Origin of the sequence: uncultured Shewanella sp. (assembly GCF_947497935.1) — a bacterium.
Classification (GTDB): Bacteria; Pseudomonadota; Gammaproteobacteria; order Enterobacterales; family Shewanellaceae; genus Shewanella.
Window position 1 is genome coordinate 38,058 of the sequence record NZ_CANMIO010000009.1, and the last position, 14,660, is coordinate 52,717.

Consider the following 14,660-nt stretch of genomic DNA (forward strand, 5'->3'; position numbering starts at 1 on the left):
TCACAGCATCAGAACCGCTAAAACTCGCCATTCTGGAGCGTTTTTGGCTGCCTACTTCAGCGTTGAACAGCTTTACAAGGGAATAGCCATTCTTACAGCTATTCGCCTTGAATTAGTTTGCCAAAAAACGCTCTGAGTAGATCAACTTCTTATACTGATTGGTATAACATCATACTTGCGCTATCTGATTCAAAATACGCTTTTCCGAAATGGGGTAAGCCGTGCCGAGAACCTGTGCAAAACAAGATACCCGATACTCTTCAATCATCCAGCGTGCTTCAATCAAGCCATCTGGAGTCGGTTGCGATTTTGGTAACTTAGCCATTTGCGCTTTCAGTAACTCTTGTACCTTATTAACGCTAAGCATATGCAAGCGATCACGATTAGGATCAACGGGCAGCTTCTCTAGACGATTCTCAATCCCCTTTAAGTAGCGGTTCAAATCGCCTAATCGTTGCCAACCAGACTGCTCTACAAATCCCTTAAACACCAATTGGTCTAATTGGCTTTGAATATCACTCATCGCAAACGCGATATCTAGGCTAATTTTTCCCTTCAAACGCTTCTTAATTCGATTGTAAATAGTCAAGATCTCTTCAACCTTTAAGGCAATTTTTTCGGCCGTTGGATTAAGCTCTTGCCTTACCCAGTCCTTCGCCTCAGTAAAAGCGGTTTCCGAGCGAACATCAATGCCCTTTTCATCCAGTAATTGCTGTACAGCTGCCGATAAGATGTCATCGATTAAGATATTCACTTGCCCAAAGGGATTGAAATACATTGCTAATTTGGCTTTGTTAGGCAATGATTTTTGTAAGTGCTTAACCGGTGACGGAATGTTAAGCAGCAATAAACGTTGTAAGCCGATACGATGCTGCTTTTGCGCCTCAAATTCATCATCGAATAATTTAATCGACACACTGGTTTTGTCATCCACCAGCGCAGGGAAAGCCTTAACTTCAAAGTTACCTTTCTTCTGTTCAAACTGCTTTGGCAAATCGCCAAAAGTCCATTGCTCAAGCCCTTTCTTCTCAATACCTGAGTCGGCTACGCTGCGAATAGCTTGCACGACTTGGCCCTGCATTCTCGCCTTCAATGGCTCGAGCTCACGCCCTTCGGCAAGCAATTTACCCTTGTCACCTTCTATCTTAAAGTTAACTAATAGATGTTTGGTTAGCTGCGTAGTATCAAAGTCTTCGGCTGAAATTCGTGTACCACTCATACGCAGAAGCTGTTTGCACATGGCGTCGATTAAAGGCATGTCAAACGGCGTCATCGCCTGCAAACAAGCTTTGGCATAATCAGGCGCCGGCACAAAGTTACGACGTAATGCTTTAGGCAACGACTTGATTAACGCAATACACTTTTCTTCACGCAGACCCGGCACAATCCAGTCAAAGTCTTGTTCATCAATTTGATTTATCAGGGCAACAGGAATGTGCACAGAAACACCATCATCAGGTGTCGATGGTTCAAAATGATAGCTGACTTTAAGCACTAAATTGCCTTTATGCCACTTCTCAGGGAAGTCTAATGCAGAAATATGATCGCTACTGCGCTGCATCAAGGTTTCACGCTCAAAATCGAGCAGTTCTGGCGTGGACTTTTTAGTCTCTTTCCACCACTTTAGAAACTTAGGCGCGTTATAGATCCCATCAGGGATTTTAGGCTCATAAAATGCGTATAGGGCTTGCTCGTCAACCAAGATATCGCGGCGACGCGACTTATGCTCCAAGGACTCAATGTCCAATAATAGCTTTTGGTTTTTAATGAAGAAGGCTTCATTGGTTCTGAGTTCACCATCGGCAAGTGCCGAACGTATAAAGATCTCACGGGCCTCAACGGGTTCAACCGGGCCGTATTGCACCTTGCGTCGGTTTACAATTTGTAGGCCATAAAGTACTTGGTTTTCAAGTGCTACCACTGAGCCTTGTTTAGACTCAAAGTGTGGCTCTACATAGTTCTTTTTCACTAAGTGCGCCGCCAATGGCTCAACCCACTCTGGCTGAATACGAGCGCAGCAGCGTGCGAATAAGCGGGAAGTTTCAGTCAGCTCTGCCGCCATGATCCATTTCGGACCTTTTTTGGCTAATGGTGAGCCTGGGAACACAAAGAACTTGCGATTACGTGCACCTAAATACTCGTTGTCTTTATCTTTAAAACCAATATGACTCAAAAGACCGGTAAGTAACGAGCGGTGTAGCGCCTCATAATCAAGCTCTTCAGTTGGCGAATTCAGTTTCCATTTAAGCTCATGGGTCGCTTGCCTTAGCTGCGTGTATAGATCTTGCCATTCACGTACACGTAAATACGCTAAAAACTCACTCTTACACTGCTTTCTGAACTGATTACTCGACAGTTCTTTTTGGCTTTGCTTAATATGATCCCAAAGGTTTAACCAAGAAACAAAATCAGAGTCTTTATCGCTATAGCGATTATGAGCTTGATCGGCCGCTTGCTTCTTGTCCATTGGACGCTCGCGCGGATCTTGAATCGACAGACCTGCAGTAATGACCAGTGCTTCATGTAGACAACCATTTTGCTGCGCTTCTATCACCATACGCGCCAAACGCGGATCCACAGGAATATGCGCCAATTGACGCCCTAATGAAGTTAAGTCTAATCTGCCCTTCTTTTTGACAACCGCTTGCAGCTCTTCAAGTAGCATAAAGCCGTCGCGAATATAACGTGAATCTGGTGGCTGAATAAACGGGAAGCCTTCAATATCACCTAAGCCAATTGCAAGCATTTTAAGAATAACTGAAGCAAGGTTGGTTCGAAGAATCTCGGGATCAGTAAATTGAGGACGAGAGATAAAATCGTCTTCACTATACAGGCGAATACAAATACCCGGCGCGACACGACCACAACGGCCTTGGCGCTGATTAGCACTGGCCTGAGAAATCGGCTCAATCGGCAAACGCTGCACTTTAGTGCGGTAGCTATAGCGGCTAATACGCGCAGTACCCGGATCAATAACGTAGCGAATGCCCGGAACCGTTAACGAGGTTTCAGCCACATTAGTCGCTAATACGATGCGACGACCTACGTGGCTACTGAATACTTTCGATTGCTCGCCATAAGAAAGACGCGCATAAAGCGGCAAGATCTCAGTGTCGCGGTAATTACGGCGATTTAGTTGCTCGGCAACATCACGGATCTCTCGTTCGCCATTCATAAAGATCAGAATATCACCAAGGCCTTCTTGCATTAGCTCATCGGTGGCTGCAAATATACCCTCAATAAGATCTAAATCTTCATCTTTGTCTTGTACTAACGGGCGGTAACGGGTTTCTACCGGATAGGTACGGCCTGAGACTTCAATCACAGGCGCATTATTAAAGTGCTTGGAGAAACGCTCAACGTCAATCGTTGCCGAGGTGATAATCACTTTAAGATCGGGACGTTTGCTCAATACATTTTTCAAATAGCCGAGGATGAAGTCGATGTTCAGACTACGTTCGTGGGCCTCATCGATGATAATAGTGTCATATTGATTTAAGTATTTATCATTGGTTAACTCGGCCAGTAAAATACCGTCGGTCATTAACTTAATATATGAGTCATTATTTATCGCATCCGCAAAACGGACTTTAAAGCCGACCGCTTCACCGAGTGGCGTTTTCATCTCTTCGGCGATACGGGTAGCAACGCTGCGCGCGGCTAATCGGCGCGGCTGAGTATGGCCAATCAAGCCTCGAGAGCCTAAGCCCAGTTCGAGACAGATTTTAGGCAACTGAGTGGTTTTACCCGAGCCGGTTTCACCCGCCACAATCACAACCTGGTTGTCGGCAATCGCGGTGGCAATTTCATCGCGCTTTTGGGAAACAGGTAAACTATCGGGATAAGTAATGCTTGGGCGGTTCGCCAAACGCTGCTCGACTTTTTGTCGAGACTCAAGCGCCAACAGCTCGAGGCTTTCAAGGGTAGCTGTTTTCTTTTCTGAGTCAGGCTCTTTTCTGAGCCTAAACAGACGACGCCTAATTTTTGCGGCGTCCGCTTCATAACAGGATTTTAAGAATGCGTTAGATAAAGGATGCTGTTGCGAACTCAAGTGCAAATTCCATAGCCAAGACGAAAGAGAGTGATCCTAGCAAGGAACGCTTTGGGTTGGTATAGCTGGCTTAAAAATACTTTGCCTTAATGCTATGTTAGTCCTACAAAACTGCTTAGCCTTTTGAACCATTGCAGTACTAAGGGGAAATATTCTTATACTTAACCTTCGTTGCTTAGCTTTCAACACAAATAGCTTTAAAAGAAAATAGCTTTACTCAGCTCTAAGGAAACAGTAAACACTATCGGTTCGCGCATGTTAGGTCATATGAGCAAACATATGATCAGGTAAAAAGAGTTAGCATCTGAGCTAACTCTCTACTACGTTAGGTTGCCATCACTCTACGATTATGCAGGTGCCAAGTAACACTGCTGCATATAGGTATTGATCGCCTCGAGTACATTCGCACGACTAATCGTCCCAACCACTTTGCCCTCTTCAACAACAGGGTAAATTTTAGGCTTAGGCCCAAGCATCTGCTCAGCCAGTTGCAACACACTCGATTCTGGCGTGACTGACAATACATCGATGCGCATGCAATCTTTTACTATCGCGATTAAGTCGCAGTGATAGCTACTCTTGAGCATCACAGCAAGACAGTCCTGCTGTGACAAGAAGCCCACTAGCTTGCCATCAGCTTCAACCACGGGCGCGCCAATTTTCTTATGTGTTAGTAATAGCTCTACTGCCGTGGCTAACGACATAGAAGGCGATAATAATACAGGTTGGCGATCCATGTGTTCTTGTACATTGATTGAATCCATTGCATTCCCCTATTAAGTTGCTCTTTTTTAGTTTAGCTAAGAATTAACAATTACGGCGGGGATTAACACAATAAGCAGAACCGCAAAAGGAGTAAGAGAGATGGGAAGTACACGATACCTTTCCTTAATGGTGGAATTAAACACTTAGGTTTTACTCAAGCTATATAGGCACCCTGTAAAACTCTATAAAACAAGCAGCCCAAAACAGAGAACCAGTAAAAAACGTAAATTTGAGTCATCAAATAATGACTTGACTGCTCACCCATCAACTTAGCGTCGTTAAATTAAGCCCTAAAACAAAAAACCGAGGCTAGGCCTCGGTTTTAATAAAATCTAACTTGTTACTTACAAAGAGGCTCTCTAAAGCTCACACCTGTATCCCATGGTTGCTCAATCCAAGTATCTTGCGGGATATCGACAATGTAGTCGTCAACTAGCGGCTTACCGGCTGGTTTTGCACAAACAGTGACGAACTTAGCTTTAGGGTAGATTTCGCGTACGATTTTAGCGGTTGAGCCACTATCAACCAAATCATCAATAACGATAAAGCCTTCACCGTCGCCAGGTGCTTGCTTGATGATTTTCGTTTCTCTCTGGTGATCATGGTCGTAGCTTGAAATACAGATGGTATCTACGTGTCGAATGCCTAATTCACGCGCTAAAATGGCCGCTGGTACTAATCCGCCGCGGCTAACTGCAATAATACCTTGCCATTGTTCAACAGGTAGTAAACGTTCAGCCAATTCACGGGTATAACCCTGCATTTGATCCCAAGTGATCAGAAATTTTTTGCTCATGTGCAACCTTTTTATGCGTGTACGCTTTTTTGAGGGGAAGAGATTGCGCGGCATTTTGGCTTTTTATTCATAGCCATACAAATAAATATTAGTGAGCTATTTCACAGATTTCGACTTAGGCTGGATTAGATACTACCAACAAGGCAGACAAGAGCCTAAGCGTTACACTCTAGGCTCAGTTTTATAAATAATTATTAACTAATATGTTGTGGCTATGCTAGAAGTACCTGAGATATTTAGCACAACTCAGACTATAGACGACTCACTTAAGCAATATTTTTTCGAAGACATACGCTTAGGTCTATGGTTATTTATAATGTGACGTTTTACTTTTCCACAGCAGCCAGATTGCTAGCTTAAGTTTAGTGCTTTAATCTGTTGGTACTTTTCTAACACGCCATTGCGATCTAAGCCACGCTTTACATTGGTACACAGCTTACCAAAGCGGCGGATGTCATCAAATTGCGGAACATTACCATTGGCTATCGCACTTTCCCAATAACTTAATTCTGTATCGACTAACTCAAGTAACTTTTTCGGGCAGCCTAAACAGTTTCCGTCTGGTCCACAGACAAAGGTCTCGGACTCATATAAAGGAAACTCTTGTTTGACCTGTTCAATAATTTGCATCATTGCGGTCGCTCTATCAGGCTTTTTCGCTACTTGTTGCTGTTTCATCGACTTTTATGGCCTATTCAGGTGCAGTCTCGTTAGAGGCTATAGCAAGATCGTTAACGCATTATATAACCTTAGTGAGTATTTAATTAGTGAATAATAATTTAACTTATTTTTGCACTACATTCGTATTGCGATGAATGAGAGCTGCAATAAAAAAGCCTTAACATAACGATGTTAAGGCTGACAAACTGACAAGAAACCACGTGCATTATGCGAAGAGGATAGGCCCTATAAATCTGACCAGATCATCACTTGAGCTGGCTCATTATTTTTACGTGTTGCGCGGTACATGCCTTCGGTATTAAAAGGCGTAGCAATATTGCCGCGTTGATCTATGGCTATCACACCGCCGGTGCCACCAGCGGTGATAAGGCGTTGATTAATCACTTCATCGGCTGCTTGAATAATCGATTTCTTTTGGTACTTCACTTTTGCACAGATGTCCCCTGCCACATGGTAACGAATAAAGTACTCACCGTGGCCCGTGGCAGACACGGCGCAAACACCGTTCTCTGCATAGGTGCCAGCGCCAATAACCGGTGAGTCGCCAATGCGACCAAAGCGTTTAGCCGTCATGCCCCCGGTTGAAGTGCCAGCTGCCAAGTTGCCATCTTGATCTAGTGCAACGGCTCCAACAGTCCCAAACTTATAGTCAAACTCGCTATAATCGAGGGCACTTTGTTGGTAATTATGGTGAGTTTTAGACCCCGTACTTGCCTGATAGTCTGGGTTTGTCTCGGCTTTTTTGATCTTCTCTTTGGCACTCTTTAGCTGCTGGTAACGGCTTTCTGTATCGAAAGAGTTGCCAGGCACTAATTGAAAACCCTGAGTCAGTGCAAATTCTTCAGCACCTTGGCCTGATAGCATCACATGGGGAGATTTTTCCATTACTGTCAATGCTAAATCGATTGGGTTTTTAATATGTTTAACCCCAGCGACCGCCCCTGCATTCATGGTATTTCCATCCATAATAGAGGCGTCCATCTCATGAGTGCCATCATAGGTGTACACGGCACCATGACCCGCATTAAATAACGGGCTATTTTCTAAGATATTAATCGATGCACGTACAGCGGATAAACTGTCGCCCCCTTTTGCAAGAATATCGTATCCTGCATCAACGGCTTGTTGTAGTTTTTCGCGATAAGCTTTTTGCTGCTCAGCGGTCAAATTAGCCTTAGAGATGGTGCCAGCTCCACCATGAATTGCAATTGAAAACGGCTTATCACTGGCCATTGCATTTGCCGATATAATTGTCGATAAAACAAGCAAGACTGTGCTACTGAGCATCGTATACTTCACAAACTGTATCCTATTGTATTTATTTGCTCTCTTTGTAACCATTTTCAGCCATAATTACAATCAGCAACTTGCTTGAGTTAACGATTCTAGTGACAATAGCTTGTCCAAATTAAACTAATGATAAGAGTCTAATTTTTGTTGATAAGTTTGCTTCGTGTGCTGACCATATTTTTTCTGCTTGTCAGTGTTACATGCGTAACATTTTCCGTTCGAGCCAATGACTGGTTAACACTCAAAATTAAAGGCGTCGAGGGCAGTCTCGAACGTAACGTAAAAGCTCACCTTGGTGCTCTCCCCGAATCGAGTGTGCAACGCCGTGCTTTTATCTTTAATGCCGAAGACAACATAGAAGCCGCTATGAATTCTATGGGCTATTATCACAGCCGTATTTCACAGAATGTCATTAACAATGAAAAACGTGCTTGGGTTTTACATCTAGATATAGACGCAGGAAAGCCTACTCTTATTAGCTGGATTGATATTCAGGTCAAAGGTGAGATGCGTAATGATCCAATCTTTGAAAAGTGGCTCAGCCAATTAAAAGTCAGGCCAGGCGACAGACTCAACCACGGTGTTTATGAAGAGGTAAAGGCACAACTACTGACTCTGGCGCTCGCACGTGGTTATTTTGATGGTAAGTTTGATCAGGCAGAAATTGCGGTAAATCGCGACTTTAATACCGCAAAAATCTCTCTTTATTACGACTCTGGTAAGCGCTACCACATCGGTAAGGTCAGCTTTACTGGGTCGACCTTAGAACCTAGGCTCCTTGAGCAGCTTATTCCATTTGATCTTGATGCCCCCTACAGCACGGGGAACCTAGGCCAGTTAAATCGTCAGTTATTAGATACGGGGTACTTTTCAAACATCAAGGTACTGCCATTAGTCGATCAAGTAGAAGGACTGCAAGTCCCTGTGCGCGTCGAGCTAAGTTCGCGTCCCGATCACTCCATTGAGTTAGGTCTGGGTGCCGATATTGGTAATACGGTTGATAATAACCTAGAGCCTCGTGTTCGAGTGACTTGGCGTACTCCACAAATCAACAAATATGGCCACTCCCAAGAGACCTCTGCCGAGTGGGCTCCAGATAAGCCAAAATTTTTAACCACTTATACCATTCCTCTGACCCACCCACTCGATGATCAATTGAAAATACGTATGGGTATGCTAAGAGATAAATACGGTGTCACTCAGATCTATGACAGCGAAGAACGTGACTTTAATAATACCGGTCAGCTCGAATCTTCTAAGATGCTGTTTGCTGTCATTAGGCAGCAACGGCTCGAGAGTAAGTGGTTATTCAATTATTCGGCTGAAGTCATGCGTGAAAACTACACCCAATCGGGTGTGGACTATGACCCAAGATTTGTATTATTTGGTACGAGTCTGTCTAAGACCACTCGTGGCGATAACTCTCTGGACCCCAAGTCGGGCTTTTTTCAGTCCTATAGTCTCGAGTATGCGGACCCAAGTCTTGGTTCAGAGGTCAGACTCGCCCGACTACAGACCAAATTTAAGTGGATAAATACTTTCTTTGATAAACATAGAATTGTCTCGAGACTCGATATGGCCGCAAACCTGACTAGCGAAAACTCACTAGCGAACATTCCCCCTTCTTTGCGTTATTTTGCCGGTGGCGATCAGAGTATTCGTGGTTATAGCTACAACGAACTCGGTCCCTCTATCGACTCGATAAATGACGAGGGTGAGATCATTCGAGAAGTGGTCGGTGGCCGCTATTTAATGGTCGGTAGTTTCGAATACCAATACTATGTTACTCCCACTTGGCGAGTGGCCACATTTATCGACGCGGGTAATGCTTTTGATGTCAACCAAATTGAGCTTGTGACCTCAGTAGGCGCCGGTATCCATTGGATTTCGCCTATCGGTCCAGTCAAATTTGATGTCGGTGTTGGCTTAAACGAGACAGATACCATAAGTCGCCCTTGGCGCATTCATATTACAATGGGAGCCGAACTATGACCGCTTCCAATCAACAAGCTAGCAATGAAGCAGAACCAACAAGCAAAGCGATTAAGACAAAACCTTGGTATAGGCGACTTTGGGGATGGTTTAAACTCATAAGCCGTTTTGCCATCTACACACCTCTCTTGCTGCTCGTTTGCCTTGCAATGCTAATTGGCACCCAGTTTGGTAGTCATATCGCCATTAAGCTTGCCGATCTTTTTGTACCAGACTTAGAGCTAGACTATCAATCTGGCCAGCTAAACCGCCATCTAGCGTTAAATTATGCCGCCTGGCAGATGAGCGGCGTCAAGGTCGAAATCACCGATTTAGAACTTGCATGGAACCCTATGTGTTTAATGCAAAAACAACTGTGTGTGGAGCAATTAAATGGCTCTCAGGTCAATGTAGAAATTGATACCGCACTGATCGGTGAAGAAATTGACTCTATTGACAGCTCTGGAGCAGAAACGGAGCTTGACCCTAATTTAACTTCGGGTACTTCATCGACTAATGATAAAAGTGCTATTGCTGACACGAATGTCGATCGCCCTGCGATAGTTGATGTAGAGCCTATTGAAGAGGAAAACCAAGAAATCACTCTTCCTTTTGGTATAACACTCGTCAGTGGTGCGCTCAGCAATGTCACCGTACGTGTAAACGACATGGACTTTAATGCGAATCAACTTAATTTAAGTGCTGATTGGCTCTCTACAGGGATCCGTGCCAGTGCAATCTATTCTGAAGGCCTGTTGGTCTCTATTCCTTTCTCAAATTCAGATGCCAGCTCAGAAGATGACGAACACAGCGCCCATCTGGCTACAGCTGAGACTAAGACAGAATCCAAAGATAATACTCAACCAAGCAATACACAGACCGTTCAAGGAGATGCGCAGATCCATGAGAGTGAATGGGTTATAGCAAACTTACCCGAAGTCTTTATGCCGATACCTGTTTTTGTAGAAGCGTTAGATATCGATAATGGTGATTTAATCTTGGGCACAAGAAAAGATCACTTTTCCAAGCTCCATTTAGCAGGCAGTTACCAGCAGTTCCTCATCAATATCGATGACTTTAACGCCAGCCATGATTATGGGGATATCAGTCTCACTGGCCAGATGTCACTTAGCCATGATTACCCAATGGATTTTGAGTCTTCAATAAGCTTGGCTCATGTGGCGGAACTACCTGGGCTTGAAAACCAAAATTTAGCGATTACAGTCAAACAAGGCTTTAAAGCGCTCAAGAGCCATATCGTAGGTAGCGGCCAGTTTGACTTCACTCTTAACTCTACATTGGAACTGGCTCAACCTAAAATTCCATATCGACTGACTTTAGACGCCAAGCAACTGCAGTGGCCACTAAAAACAGCCGAATTTAGCGCGAGTGATATCAAGTTTTCTAGTCAAGGTAACCTTGACGCTCAACACGTTACACTGCAAACCCTATTTTCCTCCCCCTATCAGCCAACAATCGATGTTGACACTGTGTTCAGTCATGCCGATAACCGCTTGGTTTTCGATAAGCTGCACGCTAATAACCAAGCATTAGGCGATATTGTCTTGCAGGGTTCATTTGAATACGGTGAAACCTTAGCTTGGCATGCAAAAGCAGCAACCCAGCAAGTCGATATAGGTCAACTGAAACTCGACTTATCACAACCTCTGCCAACCAGTGAGATCAGCGGACCGTTAAATACCCACGGAGAATTCAACTTAGTCGATAACACCTGGACTATCGATGTCGATGATGCACACCTTAACGGCCATATCATGCATTACCCTCTAAATGTCGATGGAGGGTTATCCATGAACAGCCAATGGCATTTAAGTTCACAAGGGCTAAATGTTAGTGCATTACAGAGCCGTCTGTTTATTCAAGGAGAGGTCGATAAAGTCTGGTCACTTAACGGCAAGCTATCAGTACCAGACTTAAGCTTATGGCGGCCAGACGCTAAGGGGGCTATTAATGCCGATATCCATGTGTCTGGTGAAAATGAGCACCCTAACATTGGCATATCATTAATGGCCGAAGAATTACAAGCTCTTGAACTTGAGTTAGCCAAGCTTACTTTAAACGGAAACTATAAGCCTCTAGATAATCAGGGGTTTATTGCATCGCTGAACCTGCAAGATTTTAGATATCAAGATTTAGCTCTTTCAAGCATCGCCCTTAACGGCCAAGGCGACTTAAATAATCAGACTATCTTACTAACAACTCAGGGAGATTTTGTCTTAAATACCGATTTAAGTAGTGAGTACGACGAAGATAAGCAGCGATTGAGTGCTCAAGTCAAACAGCTAACATTAAGCTCTCAATTAGGTGACGTTAGTCTAAAGTCCCCTTTCTCTGCTCAATACAGCTTAAAGAACCAAGCTGGTAGCATTGCACCATTTTGCTTAACTCACATTGGTGGTGAACTATGCTCGAAAGAGCCGACGCAACTAGGACTCGATGGCAATGCCGCACTTGAGTTTGTCGGCGATCTTGGTGTCCTTGCTAAGCCTTGGTTACCAGAAAGTCTTCAATGGACGGGACCTGCTACACTCACCTCAAAGTTTCAATGGTCTGAAAATGCCAAACCTATAGGCAGTGTCGAACTACAACTGCAAGCAGGAAATATTGACTTTCAAGCGACCAATAATAGTGACGTAGCTATTGGTTACAAATCTGTCCTGCTGCGCAGTCGTTTAGATGAAAAACAGTTGATGACCTCATTATCTCTTGAATCCTATGACATCGCTAGTATGGATGCCAACCTTGCAATTAATGTCACGCCAGATAGAAACATGCAGGGCAAGCTGTCGCTCTATCAGATAAACCTTCAAGCCCTAGCGGAGTTGCTGCCGGAGCTTGAAGTATTGGAAGGCAAGATCTCAAGCGAACTAGAAATAAGTGGCAGTTTGAGTGAACCAGAAGTGTCTGGTGAGATCGCACTTAATAACGGCTCAATTATGGCTACGGCTAATCCGACCTTACTAGAAGACATCGACCTCGACTTTATCTTTGCGGGTAAGAAAGCAAAAATCGATGGCGAGCTAAAAATGGGGAAAGGCCAAGCCTATGTCGATGGTGAACTAGATTGGGCCGAACAAACAATTAAAGGGGCTTTCGGTATAAAAGGCGACAATTTAGCAGTGATCCAACCGCCGTTGGCCATTTTAAATGTCGGCACAGATCTACAAGTGAAGTTTACCAATGAGTCTTTCGATATTAGCGGTGACATCAACGTACCTTCCGGTCGGATCACCATAGTGCAACTCCCTGAGGGTGGCGTCGCCGTTTCTAAAGATGTTGTCTTTGATGACAGTTTATCGACGAGTGAGCAACAAGTGTCGCCATTGGCCGTATCGGCAGAGGTCAATCTCAATGTCGGCAATAAGTTACGGATCGACGGCATGGGGCTGACAGGTAGCTTGCAAGGGAAATTGGAACTTAAGCAAAGTCCATTTAGACCGCCATTGCTCTTTGGTGAGATCAAAGTTATCAATGGCAACTACAAATTTATGGGACAAACACTCGACATTCGAGCAGGTGAAATGCAGTTTATTGGCCCAATAGACGTCCCCAACCTCAATATCGAAGCGGTTCGTGAAATAAAAGATGAAGATGTCATTGCAGGGGTAAGAATAACCGGTACGCCGATGAAACCAATTGTTAACCTCTTTTCATCACCCGCGAAAGAACAAGCGGAGATCTTAAACTATATTGTCCGAGGTACAGGTCTGAATAACACCAGCGTCGATCAAAACAGTGGCTTAATGATGGGCGCAGCACTTTCGCTAAGTAGTCAAATTGGTGGCGGAGCCATAGGTAATATCGGTAACACCGCCACAGGCATTATTGAAAAGATTGGCTTTTCAAATGTACAGCTCGATGCTAATGATGATGGTCGATTTGCCATTAGTGGCTTTATCGGCGATAAGTTAATGGTCAAATATGGGATCGGGGTATTCAATCCAGGTTATGAGATGACTGTGAGGTATTATCTATTGTCTCAGCTTTATCTCGAAACAGTATCGGGCACCATAGAGCAGTCTCTCGATCTCTACTATCGCTTCGATCTGTAATACTAATCAGTGTAATAAGTTGAATGACTAACAATAGCCCTAAAGATGTCAGTTCCTGTTTTGAATAAAAACAAAAAAGCCATCTTTACGATGGCTTTTTTTAACACTACATTAAAGGTAATATGCGTTTTCTAGCTGACTTAGCTATCCGATTTAGTTATCAGAATGACCTAAATCAACTGGCATATCATCACGAAGACTCTGCCACATCACACCACTATTAATGCCGTAAGTACGCATTAATGCTGGTACATCGGCATAGTTTTTGGCAATCGCAAGTTGTTGTAACTGCTTATAAAAATCCATTGCTAATGCACGAGCTTCAGCGCTTGAGAAATAGTAACGCCCGACTCGACTATATAAACCTTTAAAACCATTTAAGATTAATACGTAAAGCGGGTTTCCTGATGAAAATGCTAAAGTGTGCTGTAGTTGATAGTCAAACTCAGCATAAGCTTGAGCGGTATCTTCAAGCTCGGCCAAATGAGATAGGGCTTCTATCGCTTCTTCGGGATTATTACGAATAGCACCTCTAAAATAGATAGCACTAACGCTACTTCTCGCCGATAGCAATTGATCAACAAGTTCTGGAAAACCGTCTGGATTTAGCTCGGCAATCGTTTCCAAGATATTCAAGCCAGACGTTTCCCAAAAGTTATTCACTCTTGTTGGCTTGCCATGTTGAATAGTCAGCCATCCATCACGAGCTAAACGTTGCAGTACTTCTCGCAATGTCGTACGGGTTACACCAATCAGTTCTGAAAGCTCGCGTTCTGCGGGCAGAATAGAGCCTGGCGGAAACTTATTTTCCCATATGGATCGTACAATATACTTCTCTGCAAAACTTGCAGGACCTTTGGCATTGATGATCATTACCCTACTCTATCCAATTATTAGTGTTGTTCTAAGACAGATCATACCAGAGCCAAGAAAAATGAAAACCAAAACCCGCCGATTAGACGATGACTAAATGAATAAAACCATCGAAGCGCTCACTTTTTGCTCTAACAGTACAATTTAAGTGATATTTTTT

The 14,660-nt window shown here is 43.9% G+C and carries 8 protein-coding genes; 2 read left to right on the forward strand and 6 right to left on the reverse strand.

From position 1 onward, the window contains the following. Positions 1 to 169 precede the first annotated feature (169 nt). The 5 genes from hrpA to Q1A86_RS12020 all read right to left on the reverse strand — a co-directional run bounded on the left by hrpA (position 170) and on the right by Q1A86_RS12020 (position 7,580). The gene (gene hrpA / locus Q1A86_RS12000) at positions 170 to 4,051 is read right to left on the reverse strand and encodes an ATP-dependent RNA helicase HrpA (protein WP_299806819.1); all 3,882 of its coding nucleotides are present in this window, start codon (positions 4,049 to 4,051) and stop codon (positions 170 to 172) included. A 347-nt stretch (positions 4,052 to 4,398) separates the two neighbouring features. Beyond that, positions 4,399 to 4,815, reverse strand: coding sequence for a CBS domain-containing protein (locus Q1A86_RS12005; protein WP_299806821.1), 417 nt, complete (start codon positions 4,813 to 4,815; stop codon positions 4,399 to 4,401). A gap of 341 nt (positions 4,816 to 5,156) precedes the next feature. After that, the gene (gpt, locus tag Q1A86_RS12010; RefSeq protein ID WP_220761306.1) at positions 5,157 to 5,612 is read right to left on the reverse strand and encodes a xanthine phosphoribosyltransferase; all 456 of its coding nucleotides are present in this window, start codon (positions 5,610 to 5,612) and stop codon (positions 5,157 to 5,159) included. 351 nt (positions 5,613 to 5,963) lie between these two features. Next, entirely contained in the window at positions 5,964 to 6,290 is a 327-nt protein-coding gene (locus tag Q1A86_RS12015) for a hypothetical protein (RefSeq protein WP_299806824.1), read from the reverse strand. Between the two features lie 228 nt (positions 6,291 to 6,518). Next, positions 6,519 to 7,580: an isoaspartyl peptidase/L-asparaginase family protein gene (locus Q1A86_RS12020; protein ID WP_299807061.1), complete on the reverse strand. Its 1,062-nt coding sequence runs from the start codon at positions 7,578 to 7,580 to the stop codon at positions 6,519 to 6,521. A gap of 168 nt (positions 7,581 to 7,748) precedes the next feature. Between Q1A86_RS12020 and Q1A86_RS12025 the strand changes: the two genes are divergently transcribed. Then, positions 7,749 to 9,575: an autotransporter assembly complex family protein gene (locus Q1A86_RS12025; RefSeq protein WP_299807063.1), complete on the forward strand. Its 1,827-nt coding sequence runs from the start codon at positions 7,749 to 7,751 to the stop codon at positions 9,573 to 9,575. Then, complete coding sequence (locus Q1A86_RS12030; RefSeq protein WP_299806826.1) at positions 9,572 to 13,627, forward strand: translocation/assembly module TamB domain-containing protein; 4,056 nt, start codon at positions 9,572 to 9,574, stop codon at positions 13,625 to 13,627. The genes Q1A86_RS12025 and Q1A86_RS12030 overlap by 4 nt, the downstream gene beginning before the upstream one ends. Positions 13,628 to 13,780: 153 nt before the next feature. Here Q1A86_RS12030 and fadR read toward each other — a convergent pair whose 3' ends face one another. Further along, positions 13,781 to 14,500, reverse strand: a complete 720-nt coding sequence (fadR, locus tag Q1A86_RS12035; RefSeq protein ID WP_299806828.1) for a fatty acid metabolism transcriptional regulator FadR — start codon at positions 14,498 to 14,500, stop codon at positions 13,781 to 13,783. Positions 14,501 to 14,660: the final 160 nt, after the last annotated feature.

What these genes read in the sequence shown, in the direction of transcription:
- Q1A86_RS12005 (WP_299806821.1), bottom strand. Translation starts at nt 4,815, where the DNA reads ATGGATTCAATCAATGTACAAGAACACATGGATCGCCAACCTGTATTA.
- gpt (WP_220761306.1), bottom strand. Translation starts at nt 5,612, where the DNA reads ATGAGCAAAAAATTTCTGATCACTTGGGATCAAATGCAGGGTTATACC.
- Q1A86_RS12015 (WP_299806824.1), bottom strand. Translation starts at nt 6,290, where the DNA reads ATGAAACAGCAACAAGTAGCGAAAAAGCCTGATAGAGCGACCGCAATG.
- Q1A86_RS12020 (WP_299807061.1), bottom strand. Translation starts at nt 7,580, where the DNA reads ATGCTCAGTAGCACAGTCTTGCTTGTTTTATCGACAATTATATCGGCA.
- Q1A86_RS12030 (WP_299806826.1), top strand. Translation starts at nt 9,572, where the DNA reads ATGACCGCTTCCAATCAACAAGCTAGCAATGAAGCAGAACCAACAAGC.
- fadR (WP_299806828.1), bottom strand. Translation starts at nt 14,500, where the DNA reads ATGATCATCAATGCCAAAGGTCCTGCAAGTTTTGCAGAGAAGTATATT.